Genomic DNA, 25,208 nt, shown 5'->3' with positions numbered 1-25,208 from the left:
TACGATATTAATCATTCGGTTGTAATTTAATCATCACACTCAACAGAGGGCATGCCTGCCCCGCCGACATGAAAAACAGTACCACCAAATCATACTCATAAAGATTATTTATTTTTTATCAAATCGACCTTATTGCCGGGCAGCACCATTAAGCCTATGCTTGAAATCATGCTGCAAATTTAATTCGAGGCATTTATGTTTCTTAACTACTTTGCATTGGGTGTGCTGTTTGCGGTGTTTATCATTATTTTCTATGGCATTATTGTCCTGCATGACATTCCTTATCTCATCGCGAAGTCCCGCAATCATCCACACGCTGATGCTATTCACGTGGCGGGCTGGGTCAGCTTATTTACTTTACATGTCATATGGCCATTTTTATGGATCTGGGCGACGCTCTATCGCCCGGAACGGGGCTGGGGAATGAACACCAATGCCGCCCTGGAGCAACGCGTGACGGAGCTTGAAAAACAACTCAATAATCGCAACCTACGCAAGCCGGAGTAACAACGCGATGGATCTACTGATCATTCTCACCTATGTCGCGTTTGCCTGGGCTATTTTTAAAATCTTCAGGATACCGATAAATAAATGGACGGTGCCAACCGCAGCACTGGGCGGCGTTTTTTTGATCGGCGCGCTGATTATGTTAATGAATTACAACCATCCCTATACTTCGCTGGCGCAGAAAGCGGTGATCGCGATTCCGATTACGCCTCAGGTCACCGGCGTGGTCAGCGAAGTGACCGATAAGCAGAACCAACGTATCAAAAAAGGTGAGGTGCTGTTTCGCTTAGACAACACCCGTTATCAGGCGCGGGTAGACAGGCTGCAGGCTGATTTAATGACCGCTATTCACAATGTCCAGGCGTTAAAAGGTCAGCTGGACGAAGCGATTGCTAATACCTCGCATGTCTCCGCCGAACGGGATCGATTGTATAAAGATTACCAGCGCTATCTGGAGGGCAGTAAGGCCAAAGTTAATCCGTTTTCCGAAAGAGATATTGATAACGCCCGACAGGACTATTATGCGCAGGATGCGCTGGTAAAAGGTTCGGTTGCGGAACAGGCCCAGATAAAAAGCAGTTTAGATAGCGTGGTGAACGGCGAGCAATCGCAGATTGTCAGCCTGCGGGCGCAGCTGGCAGAAGCCCGATATAATCTTGATCAAACCATCGTACGGGCCCCCGGTAATGGCTATGTCACCCAGGTCCTGATCCGGCCAGGCTCGTATGCCGCCGCCCTGCCTCTGCGGCCGGTGATGATTTTTATACCCGAACAGAAGCGGCAGATTGTTGCCCAGTTCAGACAGAATTCGCTGTTGCGTCTGGAGATGGGTGACGAAGCAGAAGTGGTTTTTAATGCCCTGCCGGGTCAGGTGTTTTCCGGCAAGCTGACCCAGATCCTGCCGGTGGTGCCGGGTGGCGCCTATCAGGCACAAGGCACGCTGCAATCTCTGACTGTTGCATCCGGTAGCGATGGAGTGCTGGCCACCATTGAACTGGAACCGAACGCTGATGTGGACGCCTTACCAGACGGCATTTTTGCGCAGGTTGCGGTTTATTCAGACCACTTCGCCCATGTTTCGGTGATGCGTAAGGTGCTGCTGCGTATGACCAGCTGGCTCCATTACCTCTATCTCGATCATTAAGCGAGCCTGAATAGCCACCGGCATGGCGATGGCGGGTTAACATAGTCGGAAGATTATTAACCCCTGTGTTGATGGCTGAAATAGCCATGATTCAGACAGCATAACGCCGGATTAGCGAATGCTGGCAACAATCTCAAGTACGCCATTAATAATAAACTGCACACCCATACAGACCAGCAAAAATCCCATCAGACGGGAAATGGCATCAATACCACTTTTGCCGATCAGCCGCATGATTTTGTCGGTACTGCGCAGACAGACCCAGGCAATAATTGCCACCAGCAGAAAGATTAACGGTGGTGCCACCAGAATCACCCAGGCTGGAAATTCATTGGCGTGCCGTAATGTAGAAGCCGAACTGATCAGCATCGCAATGGTACCCGGCCCGGCAGTGCTGGGCATGGCGAGCGGCACAAAAGCAATGCTGGTTTTAGAAGCTTCAGTCTCTTTCACCGCTTTGATTAATACCTCCCTACTCTGGTCTTCCTCCGGTTGCGGAAACAACATCCGAAAACCGATGAAAGCCACAATCAGCCCACCCGCAATTCGCAGGCCGGGAATAGAAATACCAAAGGTATCCATCACCAGTTGACCGGCATACCAGGCCACCATCAGGATAATAAAAACATAGAGAGAGGTTTTATTCGCTATCTGGTTGCGGGTGGCACTGTTCATCTGGCCGCTTAATCCTAAAAACAACACGACGGTAGTTAATGGATTAGCCAGCGGCAGAATGACAATCAGCCCCAGCCCAATAGCTTTTATCAGATCCAGCATCATGAATTTCCTTCGCAGAAATAACACAGGGATTCAGGTGCCGTGCCGGTTAATGTCACTGTTGGCACCAGACAGACCAAAAAAGGTCAGGTATTAAGCACGACGTAACAGACACCAGCCCCAATAATGTTAAAAATTATTCAGGCTCTGCTACGCGGCTCCCGTCGTTTTTTAAAATTCTGCTTCAGCGAGTAAATATCTTTTTATACATCCGCTGTAATTAAAATCCGCATCAGCTTGATTACAATAAGAAAGCGTATGCCTTTGTCTATTTCCCGGGAAAGTCGACCACGTCGGCAACCATGGTGTCGATGGCACTTTTGATGTCATCTCTGGTTATCTGAGATTCGCTATTAGAGACTTTACCGCCATAGGCTTTTCTCACCACTTTGATCACCGGCTTATTGGTTGAGACGTCAATTAACGCCGCCTCAATAAACAGGAAGGTGTTTTGTGAACGTTTTCCGGTTACGGTCATGGTTCCTGCCACAATTGCGGTAACCGGCAGCACTTCGTAAAACTGTATGTCTTTATTTTCAGCAGAAACGGCAGTAATCGCTGTTCTGAGCATTAAACCGCCTGCATGTGGCTGATTGCTTAAACTCTTGTGGGTACCGACCGCGCTTTTAAGCCGTTGTTCGGTGTATAGCCGGATTTGCTCGAGTGTAGCAGCACTTACGCGACTATCCGGTGCCGGAGACGGGAAATAGACCACCGGTGAAACATAAATATCCTTATAATTGCTTAGCCGAAAATCGGGTGATACCCAGCGCAGTACCTGGTGACCCGATGTCGTTTCTACCGAGCGTAAATCAGAGTAATCACTTAGAAAGCCTGAATACTGATTGGTTTCTGCCACCTTAGAAGAACATCCGGTCAGTGTCAGAAACAAAGCAATGACGCAAAACCTTAGCAGGATAATCATAATTGCCCCCATGAGCATGGTTATTTATACAGCGGAGAGTTTTTGCACCATTAATTATAATTCAGTTATCACTAAAGACGATGATTAATTATCCTGCCGTAAAATAAGACCAGTGACAGGTAAAGTCACGGCTGTTATTTTTTAACATATGACCTCATCAGCGGACGAAAAAAGGGTTTACGATATAAAAAGCACGGCTTTTTAGCATCGAAAATATACACCATTCGAAAAAATAAAATTAATTACCACGCTAATGCTATGGCAGACACTAATGACATGGGTGACAGTCAGATTAATCCTGTTTAATGAACAACACGCTCATCACAAAAAGTAAAAATAAAACAACATCCGTTGGGAAAGAAGCGCGTGCAGGAGATATAATTATTATGGCATTTAATACTTATTCCACACTAAATAAAGCTGGAGAAGATCAGATGAAAAAAATCATTTACGTGATAGCGGCTTGTGCCTTTTCATTAAACGCATTGGCGGCAGAAATGATGCCGAAAAATGATTTTGAAAAAGTGCAAAACCAGTATGAAAAAGTCGGTAGTGTGTCAACATCAGGCGAAGTCAGTGCATCCGATGCCAAAGCCGAACTGTCCAGTATGGCGGATAAAAAAGGCGGCGATATTTATGTTCTGACTTCGGGTAACACCAATAATAAAATGCATGCAACAGCGGATGTCTATAAGAAAAAGTGATAGCTGCGCATCATCAAAAGCAGCTACGTCAATCCTTTACCACATCATTCGCGGCAGATGTGGTCAATGCGCTAACCGGAAACACCGGTTAGCGCATTTTTATGGCATTAACTGAGCGGTTTCACGTTTAAAAAGGATGCCTGAACATAATCTTTTAACGACAATAATTGTTACCTGTTTAAACCCCGCATTCTGCCGCCTGGTCTGAGATTAAAGCGCATCAATCCAGCCGGTGACCGCTTTATTCACGTCCTCACTGCGATCCTGCATAATCCAGTGACCGGTATCGGTCCAGTAGTCTGTTTTTGACTTTGGATTTGCAAACCATCTGCGCATATTTTCAGCCTGAGTGGCATCGCGACAAAGGTGATACACAGGAACCGTTAAGCGACGGCAAAAGTCCTCGCTCGCTTTGCCAACACCCACTTGTCCCGGCCCGAGAAACAGTGGACCGAATGATTCCCGTACCACCTGCAGCGGCACACCCTGAAGGCGTCTTGCATGCCAGCGTTTAAATGCGGGCTGGGTATTTTTATCGTAAAACAGTTCAAACAGCGCCGGACCGGTCACATAAGGATCGCCGTTTAGCAGGTCATCAGTGGCTTTCTGAAAAAGCGCCGCCTGCTTATCCGCGAATCCCATCGAGCCGTCTATCGAGACTACCGCATTCACCAGATCGGGCCTTTTCGCCGCAAGACGGGCTGCAATCTGCCCTCCCATCGAATGGCCAATCAGAATAAATTTTTGACCAGGAAAGTCGGTCAAAATCAGTGATTCAATATCGGCAACATAGTCAGCAGGGGTGTAATGTCCTGATGGCATCACCTCCGATCGGCCATGCCCGCGCAAATCAACCGCCACCGTGCGGTATTTGCTTTCAAGCTCGGGTAATTGCCAGCTCCAGTCATGTGAATCACACGTCCAGCCGTGTAATACCATTATGTTTTTGCCTTGCCCTTTTTCGGTATAAAACAGCCGGGCCGTTGACGACCTCTGCGGCGCAGAAAGTGTCGGACTCGCTTTAACGGCTGTCGAGAGAACGGTGGCGCTGGCGAAGGCCAGCAGGTTACGCCTCGACAGGGCGAACTTTTGTGGTTTCATCATAGATCCTTAGTACTCGCTAAACGTTTGTCCTGCCGTTTTATTTAGCAGAGGATGCGGTCGGGAGTAAGATATTTATACCAACGTCAGTAGCATGGTATATAACATTCAACTAAGGTCAATTACGCACTTTGAAGCTAGTAAATATACTGAAGGATACCTGAATGACAGATATCGTTGATCCCGTTTTTTTTGCGGACTGCGCCGCGCGTGTTTTTTTCGATCAGGTTGCAAACAAATGGAGTGTCATGATTCTCACTTTATTGAATGAAAATACAATGCGCTTCAACGAAATGAAGCGCAGCATGGAAGGCATTACACATAAAGCGCTCACCCAGGCCTTACGCAAAATGGAACGTAACGGCTTGATTAACCGTACTGTTTTAGCCACTTCTCCGGTTGCAGTGGAATACGCCATTACCGATCTGGGCCGCTCTCTGCAAAAACCGTTCAGCGCCATGTATGACTGGGCGATTAATCATCTGGACGATATTGAACAAGCGCAACAAGCCTATGATGCCAGCGTCTCTGAGGTTGATGAGAATCGTCGCCTGCAGAAATAAAACGACAGGCTGTGCGTGAATCTGGCTCACTGCCGGTGAGCGGATAAATATCAGTGACGTTGCATTCTGAGGTTTTATTCGGGTCGTTCGCAGCGTTACGCGCCGGCATTTCAACCATCCGCTAAAATAACTGCTCTCAATTGAGTTATTGCGCCAGCGGAATATTAAGTGCGTTATAAAAGGGTGATAAAGGCAGCCATAAATCAGCCTTAATAATAAATACCGTCCCGACGAAGTTAACTCTGAAATGTGCCAGTTCGGAAAGTATCTTATCGCTTGCGGCAACATTGGTTATAAAAACGCCTCAGCTAATGCTTATTTTTGAATTTACGCTTTGCCGTGATTTTAAGCTGACAGAGTGCCATTAAATAATGACAGCCTGGCTATTCAGACTCGCTGTTTCGCCGACCACAGACCGCATAACACGTCTCACCTTACCTGACGGCCCTTAAGACATCCGATACCTCAAACGCTGCACAGCGCCTGACGTCATAGGGTGAGGTATCTTTTGGTGTTATTAAGGCTATTCCTTTCGCCAGCCGTGATTAAAATCATGGTCAATCCGCGTGGTGCCACAAGCGGAGCTGCGATCAAAAACAGCCGGAGGCGGCCAGCTCCGGCAGTCAGCCTATCGCAATAGCAGATTAGCCTGTGGAGCATTGAGTGCCGCTTCAAAGCTCTGCTTAGCAGGCCCCGCCAGCCATTGCTCCAGCGTCATCATCCTGCCAAATTCCTGTTCCAGCGCCGGTATGTCCGCCGAACCCGTGACAATGCCGTTATCCACCAGCTCAGTGAGGCGATGAAGAAAGCTATTCTGCTCTAATAACGCATCCGGAAAGCGATGATAATGAACCGCATGACCTGCGGCATCAGAGAAAGCACGCTCCAGCTCTTCGCCCGTCAACGCCTGGCTTGCCAGCTCCAGGGTCTGCCCCACGTAACGTTCAGGATGACACAGGATGTGAGAATTAATGCGCCCCAGGTCATGCAGCGTAATCATCTGCAGAGCCTGATTGCGCTGCATAAAGTAGAAAAAATTGCCGCTGTTAAGTCCCAGGCCAGGTAGCAACATCATTTCCATAAAGCTTGCCGGACGCGTAATGGTTGTGGCGAGCGGCAAACTGCGCAGGTAATCTTCTATTTGTGATTTACTGTCAAAGTGGCCCATGCCGGTAGGGCCTTTTCCTGCCGCCCCGGCCGAAGAATAGACGAGATGGCTGACCCCCGCCGCCAGGGCGCTGTCGGCGATGACTTTACCCTGCAACACCTCCTGCTCATCGCTGACTTCGCCCCCGGGTGAACTGGGCTGAACACTAAATACCCCCCGGATCCCTGCCATTGCCTGATCAATCGATGCGCGGTCAAACACATTGCCGACGGCCAGAGTAATGCCCTCCGCCGCCAGCGCCCTTGCCTTCTCGCTTTGTGAGTCCCGCACCAAAGCACGGACCTGCCGTCCAGCGGCTCGTAACGCGCGGGCCACTGCGCCACCTTGCTGCCCGGTGGCGCCGAAAACGAGAAATTCTGCTGTTTGCACCATTGTGGTTCTCCATAGTAACTAATGTAAGTCACAGTATGTAACCAGTGATATTCTGTTCACAAGACGGCACATTTTTGGTCCTTAGTAACAAAAAGATAACTATTGGCGATGTGCGATGGAGGAGATGTATGGCGCGTGAGATTTATGGCAGACCGGTCATCGAAACACCGGATGGACCGAAACTGACGCCTTGTGCGCCGGGCAGTGTGCTGGCAAGGCTGGGAGATAAATGGACGATTCTTGTTATTTCGCTATTGGCACTTTCGCCAGACGCGCCTTTGCGTTTTGGGGCCATTCGCCGTGGCATTCCTGATATTTCACAGCGGATGCTGACCCTGACTCTGCGTAATCTCGAAAGAGATGGCCTTGTTGCCCGATATTTTTATCCGGAACTTCCACCGCGGGTGGAATATCAACTCACTGAACGGGGTTGCTCGATGCTAAAGCCGCTGGCGGGATTCACTGACTGGATCAAGGATAGCTGGCAGGATATTGAAGCTTCGCGCAAAGCCTTCGATGATTCACAAGGCAAGGCCACCACTTCGGCCAAAGATCACCCGTAGTTTCCTGCGGGTCGATCGCCGGCCTCAGGTCGTGGATTGCGGTTGAGGGTAAGGGGTCCGTCCGCGCCACCCGCGCACATGGCTTAATCCGTTCGCGATTGATGACTGGCGGGCAGAACAATGAAATTAAAGCGTTGTTCTGTTGCCCGCATTATCCTGCTCAAAAATCTTATGCTTCACTAACCGATCGCGAAGCCAGATTTGTGCTTTTCCGGCTTTAGCCTGTCTGGACCACAGCAGATCCACCGCAACAATCCAGTCGGTGTGCGGATATTCCTGCTGTCGTAATTCGACCAGCTTGCCGGTTTGCAATTCACGTTTAACCAATTCTCGCGGTAGCGACGCCCATCCCAGACCCGCCAGTGCCGCATCAAGCATTGCACTGTAGCTTTCCACTCGCCACAGCATGGGGCTGCCGAGGTATTCGGTTGTGGCGATCTTTTTTTCCTGTGAGCCAAACGTAATGTGTCGCCAGTTGTGCAAATCGGCAAATGAAACCGGGATCTGTTGCGCAAGCGGATGATCAACACTGACGACGTGTACCATCACCACCTTACCCAGTTGAGCGAACTGAATGGTCTCGCTCTCAACAGAATGCGAAAGGGTAATACCCAGATCAACCTCACCACTTTTCACCATAGCTTCTACGTCGCCGCGAAACGGTTCCTTAATATGGATATCAACCTCCGGAAAGGTCATAGAGAATTCATATAGCACCGGCGCAATGGTGATGTAGGGAAGTTCTATTGCCAGGCTGACGTGGCTCTCAATCTGCTGGTTGAAAGCGGTTACGCGTTGATCAAAAGCATGACATCTTTCCAGTATCGTTTTGACATATTCCCGCAGAACTTCCCCTTCAGGCGTAAGCCTGACCTGCCTTGGCGTGCGTTCAAATAGTGCAATATTAAGTTCAATCTCCAGATTGCTCATCGCCATGTTCACCGAGGACTGGGATTTCTTCAAATTACGCGCAGCAGCAGAGAAGGAACCCGATTTGGCAACCTGCTCAAACGTCATAAGTTGTTCCAATGAATATTTCAAATTACCTCTCAGCTTTCAATTTTTATGAAAACAGCTCACTTACTTTTATCATTTTTTTACATATAGAGTGAGTTCTCTTTTTTTAAAAATGATGGGGATGCTTATGGAAACCTTGATTGCAGAAAAGTCGCCTCAACGCTCGCTGACGCCCGGCCGAATAGCGTCGCTGGGCTTTCAGCATGTGCTCGTTATGTACGCGGGCACGGTAACGGTGCCTTTAATTCTGGCTTCGGTAATGGGTTTAAATGGATCTCAGACGGTTACGCTGGTTAACGCCTGCCTGTTGACATCCGGACTTGCTACCCTGCTTCAGTCTGTTGGGTTAGGTCGCTTTGGTGGCAGACTGCCGTTAATCCAGGGATGCTCGTTTATCGTGCTGGCACCGATGGCGATGATTGGTCAGCAGTATGGGATTACCACGGTTTTTGGTTCTGCAATCGCCTGTGGATTGTTTACCGTGCTTATTGCCCCGCTATTTAGCCGCCTGGTGCGCTTTTTCCCGCCCATTGTGATTGGCTGCGTTATTACCATCATTGGCATTTCTTTGATGCCAGCAGCGGCAATCTGGATTGGCGGAGGAAACCCCGATGCAGCTGATTTTGCCAGCCCCTCTCACCTGTTACTCGGTCTGGCGACCCTGGTGATTACGCTGTTCTTCTATTGCAAAACGCGCGGCATTATCAGGAATTTCGCTATCCTGGCGGGCATGCTGGCTGGAACCCTGCTCGCTTTTGCCGCAGGATTAACCGATTTCTCAGCCGTCAGTTATGCTGACTGGATCGGTATCAGCATGCCTTTCTCCTTTGGCCTGCCGGTGTTTTCACCCGTTCCTGTGTTTATATCCTGCCTGGCAATGATAATTGTGATGACAGAAACCACCGGCAACGTGCTGCTGATAGATAAGCTGATCGGTCGTCCGACCACACCGCAACGCCTTTCCGATACGATACGCGCTGACGGTCTTTCAACGATGATCGGCGGTTGTCTTAACAGTTTTCCGTACAATGCCTTTTCTCAAAATGCCGGGCTGATCATGCTCACACGCATTACCAGTCGTTCAGTGCTGGCTGCCGCAGGCGTGATACTGGTGCTGCTCGGCCTGTTTCCTAAACTGGGTGCCATTGTTGCAGCCATTCCTCGTCCGGTGCTGGGCGGTGTGGGTATTCTGATGTTTGGTATGACGCTGGCGGCTGGCATCCAGCAACTCAAAGAGGTCAGCTTTGAAAATGATAATAATATGCTGATTGTTGCCGTATCGATTAGCGTCGGTGTTATTCCTATGGCCTTCCCTGCTTTATTTACTTCGCTTCCATCATCATTAAGATTAATTTTTGACAGCGGCATTTTTATGGGCGGATTCACTGCTGTTTTACTCAATGCCTTACTGAATGCCAGAAAAGGAAAAAAAGATGAATAACACAACGGATATTAAATTTCTGCAAATGTCGAATGAGGTCGGGAAACGCGCTATCGCTTTAGGTAATCATCCTTTCGGTGCGGTGCTGGTTGGCCCTGATAAGGAGACGGTGCTGCTGACCCAATGTAATATCGATAGCGTTAACCATGCTGAATCGACACTTGCGCGAATAGCGGCAAGCAATTTTCCGGCTGACTATCTCTGGAACTGTACGCTTTACACCGCGGTAGAGCCTTGCTGTATGTGCGCCGGTACCATCTACTGGGCCAATATTGGCCGGGTTGTCTATGGAATGAGCGAAGCACGTCTGCTTGAATGTACCGGAAACCACCATGAAAACCCGACCATGAGTATTCCGGCGTCATATGTTTTTCAGCATGGGCAGAAAAAAATTGAACTGACTGGCCCGGTAGATGAAGTCGAAGCAGAGACGCTGCGGTTACAGAAGGATTTTTGGGAAACCCGAAAAAGCTGTTAACTTTTAACGGGTTAATCTGTCTGCCTTACTGTTGAAAGATATATTATTCCGCTTACGGCCTTATCCTATTACGGATAAGGCCGGGGGAGTTTGAAACAGCGTTAGTATCAATACGATTTATGACCAATATAAATGAGTCATTAGTGGATTATCACTTTTTAAGGATCAAGCGACTCATCTTCTGATGAACATCGGCGAAGGCTTTTATCGGTAAATGGACTATGATCAAGGCAAGCAGCGTTCGCTTTCGCTTGTCTCTTGCGGCAGCATTTAATAATAGCGGAACAGCTTCATGCTAACGCTATAGTTTTACCCGGAACAACAATTGACTTTTTAATCCTCATTACAGGCTTTATAAAAAATCATTCAACACTGCACGGCTTTATGCATTTTTTATTTTATATGCTAAAACGGATCTTCCCGGCATATGTGCCGGACACCTGACGGAGCAGAAAATGAGAACGCAAAAGCGGTGCATGGGATATGTGGCAGTGGTTGTCGATGACTACGATCGCGCGATTGAGTATTACACTGACAAGCTCGGGTTTACCCTGATTGAAGATACACCACAGCCGGGCAAGCGCTGGGTCGTGGTGACGCCGAATCCGGCAAGCGACTGCAATATTCTGCTGGCCCGCGCCTCAACCGAGCGGCAGGAAAGCTTTATCGGCAATCAGTGCGGCGGCAGAGTATTCCTGTTCCTTCAGACCGATGATTTCTGGCGCGACTATAACGCCATGAAGGCCAAAGGCGTCGAATTCTGCGAGCAGCCTCGCGAAGAGGAGTACGGTACGGTGGTGGTATTTGAGGATCTCTACGGCAATCGTTGGGACCTTTACCAGAATAAATAACCTTAACGCGCTTTGCCGGATGCGCCATCATCGCAGCCGGCACCTTTCTTACCGCCGCTAAGGCGGTTGCACTTTCCCCATCACACAGACTGAACAGCTTTTATCCATCCGCAACGGCATATCCCAGCGCTTTATCCTGTCTGGAAAAAACCCGGCTACGCTCAGCATTCAGCCATCTGCAGCGCCGCTTCCGGTTTCGCTGCGGCTGTAACGGATCTCGCCAACCCGACGGCCAGTATAGAGAACGGCTAATGGGTGAAAGCAGACTATAAAAGCTGCTGCAGTGATTGTGTCACAGCATCAGTGACTTCATGAATGCGTTGCTCGGCGCGGCGATAATAGGTCCATTTACCGACTTTACTGGCTTCTACCAGGCCTGCGCTTTGAAGCGCTTTGAGACATAACGACGTGGCGGGCTGTGATAAGCCCGCCTTGTCCTGTATGAGACTGGCACAGACGCCATACTGATCGAAAGGATAGAGCTGCGAATAACCCGCAAACGCTTCGTCAGGATTTTTTAGCCATTTAAGTACCGCCACCCGTGTCGGGTTGGAGAGTAATTTCAGGGCATTTTCTGGTGACATGCCGCCTCGCAAAACATCAGGATGGATAAACCGGATAGTCAGTATATCCTTTCTCACTGCCGCCATACAGGGAGGCAGGATCGACACTGTTCAGCGGATGGCCCGATTTAAAACGCGCCGGCAAATCAGGATTGGCGATAAAGGTTCGGCCAAAACCAAACAGATCTCCCCAGCCTTTTTCCAGCATCAGCTGCGCTTTTTCCCGGGTATAACGACCAGAATACATAATTGGTGAGCGGAAGGTTTCACGTAGCGCGATGCGGAAGCTTTCCGGCATCTCCGGACTGTTATCCCAGTCTGCTTCGGCTATGGAGAGATAGCCAATTCCGAGTTGGTCCAGCAGCTGCGCGGCGCGAATGTAAGTGGCGTGCGGATCGCTTTCAACCAGACCAAGATAGACGCGCTCTTCATCCGTGCTCGAAAAAAGCGGTGCAAAACGGACGCCGACCCGCTGGCTGCCAAATACCGAACTGACCGCTTCGGTCACTTCACTCAGGAAACGCAGACGATTTTCCAGTGAACCGCCATATTCATCTGTGCGGAAGTTAGTGTGTTCGGAGATAAACTGGTTAATCAGATACCCGTTGGCCGAATGCAACTCGACGCCATCGAAACCCGCTTCTTTAGCGTTTTCTGCGGCGCGCCGATACAGCGCCACCACCTCTTTGACTTCTGAAGTCGTCAGTTCGCGAGGGGTACTGGGAGAGGTTAACATGCCGGCTCCGGGTCCGGTTTCGATAAAGACCCGGACGTTGTTGGCTGCAACGGCTGAAGGTGCAACCGGAGCCTGCTTGCCTGGCTGCAGTTCATTATGCGATACCCGGCCGACGTGCCAGAGCTGACAGAAAATGGTGCCGCCCTGCTGGTGCACTGCCTCAGTCACTTTTTTCCAGCCTTCGACCTGTGCTTCGCTGTGGATACCTGGCGTCCAGGCGTATCCCTGACCACGAGGTTCAATCTGTGTCCCTTCGGTGATCATAAAACCTGCACCAGCGCGCTGGCGATAGTATTCCACCATCATCTCACCGGGAATATTACCCGGCTGTTCACTACGGCAACGCGTCAGCGGTGGCAGAGCAATACGGTTACGAAGCTGGAGATCACCCAGCGTCAGGGGAGCGAATAAAGACGGCATAACAAACAATCCTTTAGTGTCGAAAGTGGCGACATTATATTTACACATTTAAATTTGTAAATGTGTAATCTGTGCTTTTAGTCCCGATCGGGGTGATATGGAGGTTGCAGCGTAACGGATCGCTTAGCCTGTATGCGTCACGCCGGGAGGCGTTATTTAAGGCAGCCAGCCGCGCTACGCGGGTTAAGTCGACGCTCTCTCAGCCTTATAACGTTTTTGCGAAACACACCGCCTCGTCCCGGCCAATATAAGGCCCGTAATTCTCAATGACTGAGTAGCCATTTTTACTATAAAACTCAACCGCCCGCTGGTTGACCCGCCGGGTTTCAAGCCACAGGGCTTGATAACCCATACTCTTCGCCGAGCTTTCCATAAAAGTAAGTAACGCATTGCCAATGCCAGCAGAACTTCGATCTGAAAACATTCTCTTAAGTTCAGCTATATCATTCGCGAGTGGGCGGATAGCTCCGCATCCAACAGCAATGCCCTGTTTGTTTTTTGCCACAACCCATAATGACCGCTCTCCTTGTAGAGATTCTGGTGTGAAATGGCGTTTACCGCTATCGCCGGTGATCGCAGCCAGCTCTGCTGACAACTTTTCAATCAAATCGAGCGAGTCTGGTGCTGACGGGTCAGCTTTTTCGACGGTGATCATAGAGATACCTGTTGTTCGACGACTGTTGAATATAAAAGATATTAATGAAAAATGCGTTACTCGTCAGCGACGATATTGCGAAATGACAGGATGAGCAGTGTCGTTTTCGCCGATCGGCCACGCCCGCCACTCCCCGCCCACGGCGACCATCACCTCAAAATTCATGCGTTTCTAACCACAAAATAATTCGATTCCCGCACCAGAAAAATTTCGCTGATACATTCCTTCAGCTTAACCTTTTCTTAAGATTAATCCGATAATCTGCGCACTGTATTAGCCCATTTTGGGCTTTTCCGGAGCCTGAACCGATGCAAAATAACACGACACACTCTTTATCTCTGAGCAAAGTTCCTGCCGTCACCGCGGCTTTCTGGTTGACCAAGATCGCAGCGACAACGCTGGGTGAAACCGGCGGCGATGCGGTCACCATGTCGATGAATCTGGGTTATCTCACCGGTACTCTGATTTTCGCCATCATCTTTTTAATTGCGGTTGTGGTGCAGATTAAACGTCACAGCTTTAACAAATGGATCTACTGGTTTACCGTCGTGGCCACCACCACGGTCGGCACCACGCTGGCGGACTTTGCCGATCGCTCGCTGGGTATAGGTTATCTGGGCGGCACGCTGCTGCTGAGCACGCTGCTGGTTCTCTCTCTGTTTATCTGGCGCATTACCTGCGGCACCATCGCCGTGAGTTCCGTCAACAACGATATCTCAGAGTGCTTCTACTGGATTACCATCATGTTTTCTCAAACGCTGGGCACCGCGTTAGGTGACTGGACCGCAGACAGCGAAGGTCTGGGCTACGACGGCGGGATCCTGCTGTTTGTTGGCGCACTGGCCATTATCTGGGCCGCCAGTCGCTTTACTTCGCTTTCGCGGACTGGGCTGTTCTGGGCGGCCTTTATCCTGACCCGCCCGCTCGGCGCGGTAGTGGGCGACTTGCTGGATAAGCCGGTGGCATCCGGCGGTCTGGCGCTGAGTCGCTATAGTGCCTCGCTGGCTCTGGCGCTGATTATTATTGCGTTTCTCTGGCTGCTGCCTCAGCGCCCGGCGATGAAAACTGCTACCGCCAACGGATAAAAAAAGCGCCACCGGCAGCGTTGCCGACGACGCTCAGCGCTCGTGAATACATTCGGGGCCGCCAGCAATGGCGGCTTTTTTATTATTCAGTGCAGGCCAGGCCGGGAAGGTATCGTTGCGGCGCAGGCTGTCGTGCCTTAAAGAAGTCCCGCTTCTCACTCAACGCCAACATTGTGTATCCGGGATCAAAGCGAAATGGCATCCTGCAAAAGCCACGCTCCAGCGCCGTCAGCTGCGGCTCAATACCAGCTTCAGCCCTGCAATGCCGAAGCAGCAGGCTAACAGCGCATCGAGCCCGCGCCGGATACGCCGATAAAAAGCACTCATCACCGCAGTGGAGAACAGCAAGGCATAGCCACAGAACACTATCACGCAAATAGCGGCACAACCGCAGAGGATGGCGGGCAACGCAGCGGCCGTCGCGCCCGGCTTGAGCGCGACGGACATAATAGCGACCCAGGTGAGAATGGCTTTTGGATTACCGATGTGCATCAGAATGCCCTGGCGGAACAGCTTGCCATAGGCGACCTTCTCATCGCCTGGCGCGAATTGTGCCTCGTCCGGTCGGCGTAGCGCGGATTTACCCGCTTTGAAGGCAAGCCACAGCAGATATAACCCCCCGCCAATTTTCAACACGATCAGCAGTTGGGCGAAGGTCGCCAGCACGGTCAGCACGCCGCAGGCCGCCAGCAGCGCCCACAGCATGGAACCGCCAATCACCCCACCTGCCAGTGCCAGGGCAGCGCCGCGACCTTTTTTCATCGCTGTCCCCATAATCGCCATATTACTCGGCCCAGGGCTGGCCGTTGCGACAAAGTAAGTGGTGTAAATCAGGATTAACTCGTGCGAAAGCGCCATGTTTGCCTCGGTTATCAGATGGAGTGCCCGTTGCCACTTTATATCGGGATCCGCGAAAGGTGTTGAGTGAATTTAAACAAATTCCGCACCCCAACTGGGATGCCGGCAAACGTTGTCAGCATCTGATCGGTGGAAGCTAACATGACCCGGCAATGAAACAGGCTGCCGCTGACTGTTATTCTGCACCAGACAGAGCGATGACCTGCTGGTCAAAAATCAATACTATTGCCCACTTCTGTCAGAAGCGGGCATTTTAGCCGGCAGGCGCGTGTCCGTTATTAATCAAACCGGATGCCGCTCTCACTGGCGTTCCATGCTGCGAACGTTGTTCTGCCGCCTCTCCTGCGGACAGGCAATGCAGAAGGACGCCATCTGCTGGGCCAGCGCTATTCAAGCCGACTGGCAATCAGCCTCAGCTGCTCGGCGATCTGCTTCAAATCGCGCTGCTGCTGTCCGGCGGCACCGGTCGAGCTGCGTACCACCAGCCTGGCGGGCAGGATAGAGGAAGAACGCTGCTCATCGTGCTCGCTGGCTAACAGGATACGCGCTACCGCCTCTTTGCCCTGCAGATCGAGATCCAGCGAAACCGTGGTCAGCGCCGGATGGAAAAACGCGCTTTCATAGGTGTCGTCGTAGCCAATCACTGAGATCTGGCCCGGTACCGAAACGCCGCGCTGATGCAGTGCGCTTAGCACGCCTAACGCCATCTGATCGTTACCCACCAGCAGCGCGCTGAAATCGGGCGCTTCGCGCAGCAGTTGTAAAACCCCGTTGTAACCACTCTGCGCATCCCAGTTGCCGTGGCTGATGCTGACCGGCTTCAGGCGATAGCTTTCGAGCGTGTCCAGCCAGCTTTTTAACCGCAGGTTGGCCGAAACCGACTGCTCAGGACCGGCCAGCAGGGCGAATTCCCGATGCCCCTGCTCATAAAGATATTTGACGCTGGCGCGGGTGCCGTCAGCCGGATTAAACGAAACGTTAAACACGGCGCTGTAAGGATCAACATCGAGGAAAAGACAGAGAATATCGTCGTTCTCCTGCGCGATGTGCTCTGCATCGCTGCTCTCCAGCGGGACGTTGATGATCACCTTATCAACCCGCTGAGACTTCAGCTCATTGATACAATCCTGCAGGCTTTGATTGACGTTCTCATCAATCATCGCGATCAGCACCTGATAATCCGCAGCGTTTGCATAGCGTTTTACCGCGGCGGCCACCTGCGACGGGGCATGCAGCGCCAGCGAGGTGGTCACCAGACCCAGCGTGGTACTCTGTTTGCCCACCAGCTGCTGCGCCAGCCTGTTTGGCACATAGCGCAGGGTTTCAATTGCCTGTTCCACCTTGCGTCGCGTTGATTCTGAGACGTTTGCCGATTTGTTTAAAACCCGCGAAACCGTCTGATAAGAAACGCCTGCATGGCGGGCGACATCTTCTAAGGTGGCATTTTTTGATTTCATAATTCGCATCCCTGATGACCAATGGCGAAATGTTATCACAGCTCACCACCCCGCCAGGTTACCCCAGTCACATTGCATGAGTAAAAACAAAAAGTAATACCTTCACATCCCGCAATTTGGTGATCTGATTCACCATTCGTTACATAACTATGTCATTTATTTGCAATGCATCACACATTACCGCGATTTAATTTGTCACTCCTCTGACAAAAAGCGTTTACTGCCGCTGTCATGTGAACGTATTACAAATACAAAATGAGGATAACATGGAAACAAGGTTACGTACTGCTGCTGTGGCGCTCGCTGCGGCCCTGACTTCTCCAACGCTGTACGCTGCGATCGACAACATCGATTTCCACGGCTATCTGCGTGGCGGCGTGGGTGTGTCACAGGATGGCGGTATTGAAGAGTATCAGAAGAATAAAATCGGCCGACTGGGCAACGAGGCAGATACCTACGGCGAGATCGAACTGGGCAGCGAAGTCTACAAAAAGGATGATGTCAGTTTCTACGTTGACACCATGGTCAGCATGTTCTCCGACGGCTCTAACGATAACGAAACCACCTTTGGCGACGATGCGCAGTTTGGCCTGCGTCAGCTTAATCTGCAGATCAAAGGACTGGTGCCAGGCGATAAAAATGCGGTGATCTGGGGCGGTAAACGCTACTACCAGCGCCACGATCTGCACATCATCGATACCAAATACTGGAATATTTCCGGCTCCGGGGCCGGTATTGAAAACTATACGCTCGGTCCGGGTGCCATCTCGTTCGCGTGGATCCGGGGCGATGCTAACGATGTGGATTACCGCGTCGATGGCGATAACGATGTGAACATCAACTATCTTGATTTGCGCTATGCGGGCTGGAAACCCTGGAGCGGAGCCTGGACCGAGTTCGGCATCGATTACGCCATGCCAAATACCACCAAAAAGCAGGAAGAGTATGGCGGCCTGTATGACGCGGACAACGGCGTGATGCTGACCGGCGAGATCAGCCAGGACATCTGGGGTGGCTATCAGAAACTGGTGCTGCAGTATGCTGATAAAGGCCTGGCGCAGAACATGATTTCACAGGGTGGCGGCTGGTATGACATGTGGAACGATACCAGCAACGCCAAAGGCTACCGCGTGATCAACACCGGTCTGCTGCCGATTACCAACAGGTTCTCGCTTAATCAGGTCTTCACCTGGGGTTCCGCAGATGATGTGACCGCCCAGACCAGCAAAAGTACCCTGCTGTCGCTGGTAGGACGCGGTCAGTATCAGTTTACCGAGTATGTTCGCGGCATCGGCGAAGTTGGCAGTTTCTGGCAGAAAGATGAGAACAAAGTCGGTGGCGACTACAAGCAGGCTGGACAGAAATATACCCTGGCGCTGGGTCTGGCCGCCGGTCCGGAATTTATGTCACGCCCGGAACTGCGCCTGTTCGCCTCTTATCTGAATGATTCGGAAAACGGACACAGCTTCCAGGATAACACCAGTAATGACACCTGGAACTTCGGCGTACAAGTCGAAGCCTGGTGGTAAACGCACTATCTCCTCGTTGTGATCTTTATTTTCAGGCTCTTTATGCAGGGGCTTATTTGGATAACCGGTGACGGTTATCCATTTTTTTATTCCGCCTGAAAGAAGCGCGACTCCAGTAGCTGACGCAGACGATCGGACCGGGTACCGAAGATCGCGTGCACCTCGTGCCCCAGAATCACCACGCCAATTGCCCCCGCCTGTTGCAAGCCAGCCGTATCCACCGCCGCCAGCGATTTCACCGTCACCCGCAGCCGGGTTAAGCAGGCGTCCACCTGCTGAATATTGTCTCGCCCGCCAAAGCAGCGCATCAGCTGATCCAGCAGTTCACCGTTAACCGGTGCCTCACCGACAGGCGGTTCCTGCCGGCTGACGTAGTGCTTAAACGATTTCAGACTCACCATTTGGGTCTCCTTCAGATAAGAAAAAGGCGGGCTGCTGCCCGCCACTCAACACTGATAAAGGTAAAAGAATCGAATACCTGCCCGGCAACCTGTGCCGAAGCGGCACTCATCCTGCTCCTTTTAGACAGACAACCTCTGCTAAACCAGCGCCCTACCAACAGTCCAGCTCAGCCATCCAACCGACAACGCCTGAAGCCAAAAGCGTGGAAGAACAGCATCACGGGCCAGGGATGGCCTGTGATGAGCGGGCAGGGATGCCGTCTTTTGCATCTTTGCATCTTTGCATCTTTGCATCTTTGCGGAAGGCATATGCCCCTTAAGCCGGTAACGTCATAGCCGTTTCAGCCCGGCGGATGCCTTACACACTGGCCGCCCGCTTTAAACCGCTCCCTGATCCAACGGCGCAGACAATACGCGACAGCCCCAGGGCGCCAGCGTCAATGTGCCACTCAGCGAGACGCCATCCATCAGATCGCTGATCCCGGCTGGCAGTTGCAGTTGCTGCGCCTGTCCGGTGTAGTTCTGCAGGAAGATAAACGCCTGTTCACCATCGGTACGGCTTTGCGCCGTGACGCCCGGCGGCATATCAATCGGCAGCGCACGCGGTAACGCCAGCTGCCTGATCAACGCGCCGTAGAAATCACGGTGAAACGGCAGATCATTACGCGAAGCGATGTACCAGGCTTTACCCTTGCCTACCGGGTTGACGGTGACCGCCGGGGTTCCCGCGTAGAAGTCGCTCTCATAACTGGCGACCACCGTTGCCCCCTCCGGATGGATATGCTCGCACAGTTCCCGCGCCTGATACGGCCCACGCAGGCCCAGCTCGTTACCGTTGACGCCGCGCACGCCGTTGAACTCGTCGTCGGTCAGGCTATCGATCTCTTCTGCCCAGATGCCAAGCAGCGGCCGCAGCGGGCCGGGAAATCCGCCGAGGTAACAGAGATCGCTTTCATTAACGATGCCGCTCCAGTAGCTGGCAACAAAGTGGCCGCCCCGCTCCAGATGTTGCTGCACGCGCGCTGCAAAGCCATCACGGACCATGTAGAGCATCGGCGCAATCACCAGGTCATAGCCGCTGAGATCACTGTCGCCGTTGATCACGTCCACCGCCACGCCCTGTTCCCAGAAAGCGCGATAGTGTTCGTTAACGGTGCGTTCATAGTGCAGGCCGAGGTTGCGGGGACCCTGAGCGTTATCCATCGCCCAGCGACTTTCCCAGTCGAAAATAATCGCTACCCGGGCCTCAACCCGGCTACCCAGCACCGGCGTCATCGCCGCCAGCATCCGCCCTAACTCGCTGACTTCGCGGCCGGTGCGGGTATCAAGGTGGCCGACGTGATCGACGACCGCGCCATGAAATTTCTCCACCGAGCCGCGACTTTTCCGCCACTGAAAATACTGCACGGCATCTGCGCCATGCGCGACCGCCTGCAGGGAAGAGAGAATATGCATCCCCGGCTTTTTGAGCTTGCTGGTTGGCTGCCAGTTGGTGGCGCTCGGCGTCGACTCCATCAGAACAAAGGGTTTGCCCTGCTTCAGAGTTCGCATCAGATCGTGGTACATCGCGGTGTAGCAGGCCAGCGCGGTTTCATCCTTCTGGTTGTGCCACATCGGATAGCTGTCCCAGGAGATAAAGTCGAGCGTAGGTGCCAGCTTCCAGTAGTCGTAATCGTAGAAATACTCCATGAAGTTGGTGGTGGCCGGCAGATCGGGATTGGCCTGCTTCAGCGGCTTGATCTCTTCGCGGCAGAAGTCGTTAACCTGATCGGTCATAAAGCGCCGCCAGTCGAGGTTCAGACCGTGAATCGACATTTCACCCTGCGGAGCCGGTGAGACAATCTGCGACCAGTCGCTGTAGGTATGGCTCCAGAAGTCGCTCCACCAGGCGTGATTCAGCTTCTCCAGCGTTTCGTAGCGGCGCTGCAGCCAGCCGCGAAAGGCCTGCTGACAGCGATCGCAGTGGCACTCGCCGCCATACTCATTAGAGATATGCCAGCCAATTACCGCCGGATGATGGGCGTAACGTGTCGCCAGCTGGCTGTTCATCGCCTGCACTTTCTGGCGATAAACCGGCGAGGTCATGCAGTGATTATGCCGACCGCCATGCAGAGCCGGCACCCGATCGCGGCCGACGCGCAACACCTGCGGATAAGCCTGCGACATCCACGCCGGACGGGCGCCGCTCGGCGTGGCGAGAAACACCGAAATGCCCTGCTGCCAGAGCTTATCGATCACCTCATCCAGCCAGGCAAAATCATACTGCCCCTCTTCCGGCTCCAGCTTCGCCCAGCTAAAAATCCCGACTGACATGACGTTACAGTGCGCCTGCTTCATCATTGCCACATCGTCATCAATAATGCCCGGCTGGTGTTGCCACTGTTCCGGATTGTAGTCAGCGCCATGCAGCAGCGAGGTCACCCTGGCGCTGAGCGGGGGAAATTTATTCATACCTGTTCCTCAGAGGTGTCAGAGACATCAGCGTTAGCGCTAATGGTTGATTAATGAAAAACCTGTAGCGAAGGCAGCGCCTTGCCGTGACAGTCAAACAGCGCCTGATTTTCACGGGCGTTACCCTGTTTCCATTCGTCGTGGATATATTTCATGCCGGCTGGCGTCGCCCAGGTGTTGCCGGGTGCCGGGATCCACGCTGGTTCCCAATACACCACGCCCTTGCCGCGATGGTCAGGCACCGCCAGCACCGCTTTTATCAGGTCATGCAGATAGGCTGCCTGGCCCGCCACCGTGGCGGGATAGCCGCCGGCCTGCTGCTCTTTGGCCTGGAAGCTGTTCTCCGCGCTGTCGCAGTTTTCCAGCGTGTAGCCGTAGGCCGCTTCCACCACCATCACGTCTTTGTCATAGCGCCGGGAGATATCGTCCATGTTGGCTTTCAGCGCGCCGATCGGGCCGTTCCAGTAGGTGTACATCGACAGGCCGATCACATCGAACGGCACCTGACGCTTAACGATTTCGTCGAACCACCAGCGAAACATGTCGTTTTTAGTGCCTTCAGCCAGGTGCAGCATGATCTTCACCTGATGCGGATCGCTGAGGTTTTCACGCAGCCCGCCGATCGCGGCTTTCAGCAGACCGGCCAGACGATCAAACTCGCCGCCGTTCTGGCCCCAGCTTTTGCCCTCCGGCCACAGCATCCCGCCGTTGAGTTCGTTGCCAATCTGCACGATATCCGGCATCACGCCCTCAGCCTTAAAGCGGGCAAGGGTGTCGCGGGTGTAGTCATGAACCTGCGTTTCCAGCTGAGGAAAGGTCAGCGACTGCCAGGCTTTTGGCTTGAACTGCTTGCCGGGATCGGTCCAGAAATCGCTGTAATGAACGTCGAGCAGCAGCTTCAGGCCGGCGGCCTTAACCCGCTTCGCCAGCGCCAGCGTGGTCGCCAGGTCGTTACCGCCGCCGCCGTAGCTGTGACCGCTGCCGTCGGTCGGGTCGACCCACAGCCGCAGACGAATGGTGTTGATGCCACTGGCTTTCAGAATGGCGATGGCATCCTGCTGCTGGTTGGCGGCGTTGTAGAATTTCGCGCCCTGCCGCTCCAGTTCCGCCAGCGAAGAGATGTCCGCGCCCTTGATAAAATCAGCGGGCCACGGACCGGCCGAAGCGATCACCGGCGTATTAGCGGCGAGCAGCGGTGTCGCCCAGGCCAGTGCCAGGGCGAGAAATAAGCTTTTTGGCGTCATGATTTATCCTTTAGTACTGCCTGAGGCCAGGCCAGAAACGAAGTATTTCTGCAGTGCCAGATAGAACACCGCTACCGGCACCGCGATCAGCACTGCGCCGGCCGCATAAGTGGTGTAGCTGGCGCCCATTTTCTGCGACACCAGGTTATAGAGGCCGATCGGCAAAGTGAACTGATCGGGAGTCCGCAAAATGGTGCTGGAGAGGATGAAATCACCCAGCGGACCGGTGAAGGAGAACAGCGCCACTACCGCCAGAATCGGCTTCGACAACGGCATGATGATCTCGACAAAGATGCGGAAGTTGCCCGCGCCGTCCATGCGCGCCGACTCATCCAGATCTTTCGGTATCGAGTCGAGATAGCCCTTCATCAGATAGGTGTTCATCGGAATCATGCCACCCACGTAGATCAGCACCAGCGCCAGATGGCTGTTGATCAACCCCAGCAGCTGCGACAGCACGAAAATCGCGATCAGCGCCGAAAACTGCGGGATCATCTGTAACAACAGAAACAGCATCAGCCCGTTCTGCCGCCCCTTGAACCGAAAACGCGAGAAGGCGTAGGCGGTGCAGCTGACGCTGAGCAGCGTCAGCACCATGGTCAGGAAACTGATCTTCATCGAGTTCCAGTACCACGTCAGGTAAGGCACCGTGCCATTAAACAGGTCGCGGTAGTGCTGCAGCGACGCATTCTCCGGAATAATTGCGCTGCTGAGCAGGCTGTTGCCCGCATTCAGTGACGCGCCCACCGTCCAGATCAGCGGATAAATGATGATGGTCGAGACGGTTAATACCACCAGCCAGGTCAGCGACAGGCGTATCCACCGTTCGCGTTTAATACTGCCGGACTTCGCCATAACTGCTCCCTTACGCCATCTCATCTTGTTTAAACGACCGGGTCGCGCGGAACTGCCACAGCGCCAGACCCACCACGAAAATCGACAGCAATAGGGTGATGGTGGCGGCAATGGCGTACTGCGACGATGACATCGTGAGCTTATAAATCCACGACACCAGAATATCGGTCCCGCCGGCATTCGAACCCGCGACGGCCGGACCGCCGTTGTTAAACAGGTAGATGATGTTGAAATTATTAAAGTTGAAGGTGTATTGCGTGATGATGATCGGCGCAATCGCGTACAGCACCAGCGGCAGCGTGATGGTTTTCAGCCGCGTCCAGGCACTGGCACCGTCCATGATCGCCGCCTCATAGAGATCGTCGGGAATCGCCTGCAACACACCGGTGGTCATCGCGAAAACAAACGGGAAGCCCAGCCAGGTCTGCATCATGATCAGCGCGGTTTTGCTCCAGAACGGATCGGTCATCCACGCTTTGGGTGCAATGCCAAAGAAGTCGAGAATGGCGTTGTTGATCACGCCAAAGCTGTCGTTGAACATGCCGGCAAAAACCAGAATGGTGACAAAGCCCGGCACCGCCCACGGCAGGATAAAGAGGGTGCGGATCAGCGGCTTAAAGCGCAGGTCTTTCTGATTGACCAGAATCGCCAGCATCACCCCCACGGTGCACTGCAGCGTGGTGGCCAGCAGCGTCCACACTACCGTCCATTGCAGCACGTCAAAGAAGGTCGATCGCCAGATCGACAGGGTAAAAATGTTGATAAAGTTTTTGAACCCCACCCAGTCCACCAGCTTCGCCGGTGGCGTGTGATAGAGGTTGTAATTGGTGAAGGCAATCGCGAAGCCAAACAGAATCGGAAACACCACCACGAATACCAGCAGAATAAAGCCCGGTGAAATCATCAGGTAGGGGAAGCCGTCGCGCAGCAGCAGCTGATATTGCTGACGCACACTGCTGAGCGACTGGCCATTGTCACGCTTCACGCCGTTCAGCCAGGCATCACGCACCGACAGTCCCCAGACCGCAATGCCGAAGGCGGCAATCAGCAGGCTGATGATCCCCTCCGCCAGCAGAAAGATGGAGTTATCGCGCGGCACCGCTTCGCCCAGCGTGTAAAGACCCCACATCCCTTCACGCAGGAAATCGTGGAACACGCCGATAAAACAGCCGAGCAAAATCAGAAAACAGAGCCCTTTTGCCCACTGGCGGTGGTAAAACTGGCCGAAGCCAGGCAGCAGCGCTAACAGCGCACCGGTGGTCGCATGACGACGCGGATGCGTAGCGCTGACCAGATTTTCATCGGTAGAAATAGCCACACCCTGATCCTTTTCCTGTAGGGGT

The 25,208-nt window shown here is 52.6% G+C and carries 25 protein-coding genes; 10 read left to right on the top strand and 15 right to left on the bottom strand.

Annotation, left to right across the window (positions count from 1 at the left end; all coding sequences use genetic code 11):
* Window positions 1-195: 195 nt before the first annotated feature.
* Window positions 196-507, top strand: coding sequence for a DUF3302 domain-containing protein (locus tag AABB92_RS12695; protein WP_031374941.1), 312 nt, complete (start codon window positions 196-198; stop codon window positions 505-507).
* A gap of 7 nt (window positions 508-514) precedes the next feature.
* A complete protein-coding gene (locus AABB92_RS12690; RefSeq protein ID WP_031374942.1) occupies window positions 515-1,651 on the top strand; it encodes an HlyD family secretion protein in 1,137 nt (378 codons plus the stop codon).
* A gap of 111 nt (window positions 1,652-1,762) precedes the next feature.
* Here AABB92_RS12690 and AABB92_RS12685 read toward each other — a convergent pair whose 3' ends face one another.
* Both AABB92_RS12685 and AABB92_RS12680 read right to left on the bottom strand, forming a co-directional pair.
* Window positions 1,763-2,428: a MarC family NAAT transporter gene (locus AABB92_RS12685; protein ID WP_031374943.1), complete on the bottom strand. Its 666-nt coding sequence runs from the start codon at window positions 2,426-2,428 to the stop codon at window positions 1,763-1,765.
* 268 nt (window positions 2,429-2,696) lie between these two features.
* Window positions 2,697-3,353, bottom strand: coding sequence for a DUF3313 domain-containing protein (locus AABB92_RS12680; protein ID WP_031374944.1), 657 nt, complete (start codon window positions 3,351-3,353; stop codon window positions 2,697-2,699).
* 434 nt (window positions 3,354-3,787) lie between these two features.
* Between AABB92_RS12680 and yahO the strand changes: the two genes are divergently transcribed.
* Window positions 3,788-4,057 (top strand): DUF1471 family periplasmic protein YahO, encoded by a 270-nt coding sequence (yahO, locus tag AABB92_RS12675; protein WP_046289472.1) that lies wholly within the window; start codon window positions 3,788-3,790, stop codon window positions 4,055-4,057.
* A gap of 210 nt (window positions 4,058-4,267) precedes the next feature.
* Here yahO and AABB92_RS12670 read toward each other — a convergent pair whose 3' ends face one another.
* Window positions 4,268-5,161, bottom strand: coding sequence for an alpha/beta fold hydrolase (locus tag AABB92_RS12670; protein WP_202966901.1), 894 nt, complete (start codon window positions 5,159-5,161; stop codon window positions 4,268-4,270).
* A 161-nt stretch (window positions 5,162-5,322) separates the two neighbouring features.
* Between AABB92_RS12670 and AABB92_RS12665 the strand changes: the two genes are divergently transcribed.
* Window positions 5,323-5,721: a winged helix-turn-helix transcriptional regulator gene (locus AABB92_RS12665; RefSeq protein ID WP_031374946.1), complete on the top strand. Its 399-nt coding sequence runs from the start codon at window positions 5,323-5,325 to the stop codon at window positions 5,719-5,721.
* A gap of 628 nt (window positions 5,722-6,349) precedes the next feature.
* Here AABB92_RS12665 and AABB92_RS12660 read toward each other — a convergent pair.
* Window positions 6,350-7,261 carry an NmrA/HSCARG family protein gene (locus AABB92_RS12660; RefSeq protein ID WP_046289473.1) on the bottom strand — a complete coding sequence of 304 codons (912 nt, stop codon included), beginning with the start codon at window positions 7,259-7,261 and terminating at the stop codon, window positions 6,350-6,352.
* Window positions 7,262-7,389: 128 nt separating this feature from the next.
* On the opposite strand from AABB92_RS12660, the gene AABB92_RS12655 reads away from it, so the two are divergent.
* Window positions 7,390-7,824: a winged helix-turn-helix transcriptional regulator gene (locus tag AABB92_RS12655; RefSeq protein WP_031374947.1), complete on the top strand. Its 435-nt coding sequence runs from the start codon at window positions 7,390-7,392 to the stop codon at window positions 7,822-7,824.
* A 126-nt stretch (window positions 7,825-7,950) separates the two neighbouring features.
* On the opposite strand, the gene AABB92_RS12650 is transcribed toward AABB92_RS12655, so the two are convergent.
* Entirely contained in the window at window positions 7,951-8,841 is an 891-nt protein-coding gene (locus tag AABB92_RS12650; protein ID WP_052720657.1) for a LysR family transcriptional regulator, read from the bottom strand.
* A gap of 127 nt (window positions 8,842-8,968) precedes the next feature.
* On the opposite strand from AABB92_RS12650, the gene AABB92_RS12645 reads away from it, so the two are divergent.
* From AABB92_RS12645 to AABB92_RS12635, 3 genes are all read left to right on the top strand, one after another.
* Window positions 8,969-10,282 carry a nucleobase:cation symporter-2 family protein gene (locus AABB92_RS12645; protein ID WP_046289474.1) on the top strand — a complete coding sequence of 438 codons (1,314 nt, stop codon included), beginning with the start codon at window positions 8,969-8,971 and terminating at the stop codon, window positions 10,280-10,282.
* Window positions 10,275-10,760 carry a nucleoside deaminase gene (locus tag AABB92_RS12640; RefSeq protein WP_152659119.1) on the top strand — a complete coding sequence of 162 codons (486 nt, stop codon included), beginning with the start codon at window positions 10,275-10,277 and terminating at the stop codon, window positions 10,758-10,760. Before AABB92_RS12645 ends, AABB92_RS12640 begins: the two co-directional genes overlap by 8 nt.
* A gap of 455 nt (window positions 10,761-11,215) precedes the next feature.
* A complete protein-coding gene (locus AABB92_RS12635; RefSeq protein WP_031374951.1) occupies window positions 11,216-11,611 on the top strand; it encodes a VOC family protein in 396 nt (131 codons plus the stop codon).
* A gap of 266 nt (window positions 11,612-11,877) precedes the next feature.
* On the opposite strand, the gene AABB92_RS12630 is transcribed toward AABB92_RS12635, so the two are convergent.
* The 3 genes from AABB92_RS12630 to AABB92_RS12620 form a co-directional block, all read right to left on the bottom strand.
* A complete protein-coding gene (locus AABB92_RS12630; protein ID WP_031376376.1) occupies window positions 11,878-12,195 on the bottom strand; it encodes an ArsR/SmtB family transcription factor in 318 nt (105 codons plus the stop codon).
* 16 nt (window positions 12,196-12,211) lie between these two features.
* Window positions 12,212-13,330 (bottom strand): alkene reductase, encoded by a 1,119-nt coding sequence (locus tag AABB92_RS12625; protein WP_031376375.1) that lies wholly within the window; start codon window positions 13,328-13,330, stop codon window positions 12,212-12,214.
* Window positions 13,331-13,535: 205 nt separating this feature from the next.
* Complete coding sequence (locus tag AABB92_RS12620) at window positions 13,536-13,985, bottom strand: GNAT family N-acetyltransferase (protein ID WP_046289475.1); 450 nt, start codon at window positions 13,983-13,985, stop codon at window positions 13,536-13,538.
* 308 nt (window positions 13,986-14,293) lie between these two features.
* Here AABB92_RS12620 and AABB92_RS12615 point away from each other — a divergent pair, with 308 nt between their 5' ends.
* The gene (locus AABB92_RS12615; RefSeq protein WP_031376374.1) at window positions 14,294-15,070 is read left to right on the top strand and encodes a COG4705 family protein; all 777 of its coding nucleotides are present in this window, start codon (window positions 14,294-14,296) and stop codon (window positions 15,068-15,070) included.
* 228 nt (window positions 15,071-15,298) lie between these two features.
* On the opposite strand, the gene AABB92_RS12610 is transcribed toward AABB92_RS12615, so the two are convergent.
* Complete coding sequence (locus tag AABB92_RS12610; RefSeq protein WP_031376373.1) at window positions 15,299-15,928, bottom strand: LysE family translocator; 630 nt, start codon at window positions 15,926-15,928, stop codon at window positions 15,299-15,301.
* Between the two features lie 386 nt (window positions 15,929-16,314).
* Window positions 16,315-17,385, bottom strand: a complete 1,071-nt coding sequence (locus AABB92_RS12605) for a LacI family DNA-binding transcriptional regulator (RefSeq protein ID WP_031376372.1) — start codon at window positions 17,383-17,385, stop codon at window positions 16,315-16,317.
* Window positions 17,386-17,651: 266 nt separating this feature from the next.
* Between AABB92_RS12605 and AABB92_RS12600 the strand changes: the two genes are divergently transcribed.
* The gene (locus AABB92_RS12600) at window positions 17,652-18,914 is read left to right on the top strand and encodes a maltoporin (protein WP_031376371.1); all 1,263 of its coding nucleotides are present in this window, start codon (window positions 17,652-17,654) and stop codon (window positions 18,912-18,914) included.
* A gap of 86 nt (window positions 18,915-19,000) precedes the next feature.
* Here AABB92_RS12600 and AABB92_RS12595 read toward each other — a convergent pair whose 3' ends face one another.
* The 5 genes from AABB92_RS12595 to AABB92_RS12575 all read right to left on the bottom strand — a co-directional run bounded on the left by AABB92_RS12595 (window position 19,001) and on the right by AABB92_RS12575 (window position 25,183).
* Complete coding sequence (locus AABB92_RS12595) at window positions 19,001-19,315, bottom strand: PTS sugar transporter subunit IIB (protein WP_031376370.1); 315 nt, start codon at window positions 19,313-19,315, stop codon at window positions 19,001-19,003.
* A gap of 378 nt (window positions 19,316-19,693) precedes the next feature.
* Window positions 19,694-21,766, bottom strand: coding sequence for a beta-galactosidase (locus tag AABB92_RS12590; RefSeq protein ID WP_046289476.1), 2,073 nt, complete (start codon window positions 21,764-21,766; stop codon window positions 19,694-19,696).
* 50 nt (window positions 21,767-21,816) lie between these two features.
* Complete coding sequence (locus tag AABB92_RS12585; protein ID WP_031376369.1) at window positions 21,817-23,010, bottom strand: glycoside hydrolase family 53 protein; 1,194 nt, start codon at window positions 23,008-23,010, stop codon at window positions 21,817-21,819.
* A gap of 3 nt (window positions 23,011-23,013) precedes the next feature.
* Window positions 23,014-23,865 (bottom strand): sugar ABC transporter permease, encoded by an 852-nt coding sequence (locus AABB92_RS12580; RefSeq protein WP_031376368.1) that lies wholly within the window; start codon window positions 23,863-23,865, stop codon window positions 23,014-23,016.
* A gap of 10 nt (window positions 23,866-23,875) precedes the next feature.
* Window positions 23,876-25,183: a carbohydrate ABC transporter permease gene (locus AABB92_RS12575; RefSeq protein ID WP_031376367.1), complete on the bottom strand. Its 1,308-nt coding sequence runs from the start codon at window positions 25,181-25,183 to the stop codon at window positions 23,876-23,878.
* Window positions 25,184-25,208 lie beyond the last annotated feature (25 nt).

Origin of the sequence: Pantoea brenneri (genome assembly GCF_038594305.1) — a bacterium.
Lineage (GTDB): Bacteria > Pseudomonadota > Gammaproteobacteria > Enterobacterales > Enterobacteriaceae > Pantoea > Pantoea brenneri.
This window is presented reverse-complemented; position numbering and strand designations above follow the sequence as displayed.

What these genes read in the sequence shown, in the direction of transcription:
- AABB92_RS12605 (WP_031376372.1), bottom strand. Translation starts at nt 17,385, where the DNA reads ATGAAATCAAAAAATGCCACCTTAGAAGATGTCGCCCGCCATGCAGGC.
- AABB92_RS12640 (WP_152659119.1), top strand. Translation starts at nt 10,275, where the DNA reads ATGAATAACACAACGGATATTAAATTTCTGCAAATGTCGAATGAGGTC.
- AABB92_RS12655 (WP_031374947.1), top strand. Translation starts at nt 7,390, where the DNA reads ATGGCGCGTGAGATTTATGGCAGACCGGTCATCGAAACACCGGATGGA.
- AABB92_RS12600 (WP_031376371.1), top strand. Translation starts at nt 17,652, where the DNA reads ATGGAAACAAGGTTACGTACTGCTGCTGTGGCGCTCGCTGCGGCCCTG.
- AABB92_RS12665 (WP_031374946.1), top strand. Translation starts at nt 5,323, where the DNA reads ATGACAGATATCGTTGATCCCGTTTTTTTTGCGGACTGCGCCGCGCGT.
- AABB92_RS12590 (WP_046289476.1), bottom strand. Translation starts at nt 21,766, where the DNA reads ATGAATAAATTTCCCCCGCTCAGCGCCAGGGTGACCTCGCTGCTGCAT.
- AABB92_RS12670 (WP_202966901.1), bottom strand. Translation starts at nt 5,161, where the DNA reads ATGATGAAACCACAAAAGTTCGCCCTGTCGAGGCGTAACCTGCTGGCC.
- AABB92_RS12680 (WP_031374944.1), bottom strand. Translation starts at nt 3,353, where the DNA reads ATGATTATCCTGCTAAGGTTTTGCGTCATTGCTTTGTTTCTGACACTG.
- AABB92_RS12625 (WP_031376375.1), bottom strand. Translation starts at nt 13,330, where the DNA reads ATGCCGTCTTTATTCGCTCCCCTGACGCTGGGTGATCTCCAGCTTCGT.
- AABB92_RS12620 (WP_046289475.1), bottom strand. Translation starts at nt 13,985, where the DNA reads ATGATCACCGTCGAAAAAGCTGACCCGTCAGCACCAGACTCGCTCGAT.
- AABB92_RS12695 (WP_031374941.1), top strand. Translation starts at nt 196, where the DNA reads ATGTTTCTTAACTACTTTGCATTGGGTGTGCTGTTTGCGGTGTTTATC.
- AABB92_RS12615 (WP_031376374.1), top strand. Translation starts at nt 14,294, where the DNA reads ATGCAAAATAACACGACACACTCTTTATCTCTGAGCAAAGTTCCTGCC.
- AABB92_RS12650 (WP_052720657.1), bottom strand. Translation starts at nt 8,841, where the DNA reads ATGACGTTTGAGCAGGTTGCCAAATCGGGTTCCTTCTCTGCTGCTGCG.
- AABB92_RS12685 (WP_031374943.1), bottom strand. Translation starts at nt 2,428, where the DNA reads ATGCTGGATCTGATAAAAGCTATTGGGCTGGGGCTGATTGTCATTCTG.
- AABB92_RS12580 (WP_031376368.1), bottom strand. Translation starts at nt 23,865, where the DNA reads ATGGCGAAGTCCGGCAGTATTAAACGCGAACGGTGGATACGCCTGTCG.
- AABB92_RS12595 (WP_031376370.1), bottom strand. Translation starts at nt 19,315, where the DNA reads ATGGTGAGTCTGAAATCGTTTAAGCACTACGTCAGCCGGCAGGAACCG.
- AABB92_RS12645 (WP_046289474.1), top strand. Translation starts at nt 8,969, where the DNA reads ATGGAAACCTTGATTGCAGAAAAGTCGCCTCAACGCTCGCTGACGCCC.
- AABB92_RS12635 (WP_031374951.1), top strand. Translation starts at nt 11,216, where the DNA reads ATGAGAACGCAAAAGCGGTGCATGGGATATGTGGCAGTGGTTGTCGAT.
- yahO (WP_046289472.1), top strand. Translation starts at nt 3,788, where the DNA reads ATGAAAAAAATCATTTACGTGATAGCGGCTTGTGCCTTTTCATTAAAC.
- AABB92_RS12660 (WP_046289473.1), bottom strand. Translation starts at nt 7,261, where the DNA reads ATGGTGCAAACAGCAGAATTTCTCGTTTTCGGCGCCACCGGGCAGCAA.
- AABB92_RS12610 (WP_031376373.1), bottom strand. Translation starts at nt 15,928, where the DNA reads ATGGCGCTTTCGCACGAGTTAATCCTGATTTACACCACTTACTTTGTC.
- AABB92_RS12585 (WP_031376369.1), bottom strand. Translation starts at nt 23,010, where the DNA reads ATGACGCCAAAAAGCTTATTTCTCGCCCTGGCACTGGCCTGGGCGACA.
- AABB92_RS12630 (WP_031376376.1), bottom strand. Translation starts at nt 12,195, where the DNA reads ATGTCACCAGAAAATGCCCTGAAATTACTCTCCAACCCGACACGGGTG.
- AABB92_RS12690 (WP_031374942.1), top strand. Translation starts at nt 515, where the DNA reads ATGGATCTACTGATCATTCTCACCTATGTCGCGTTTGCCTGGGCTATT.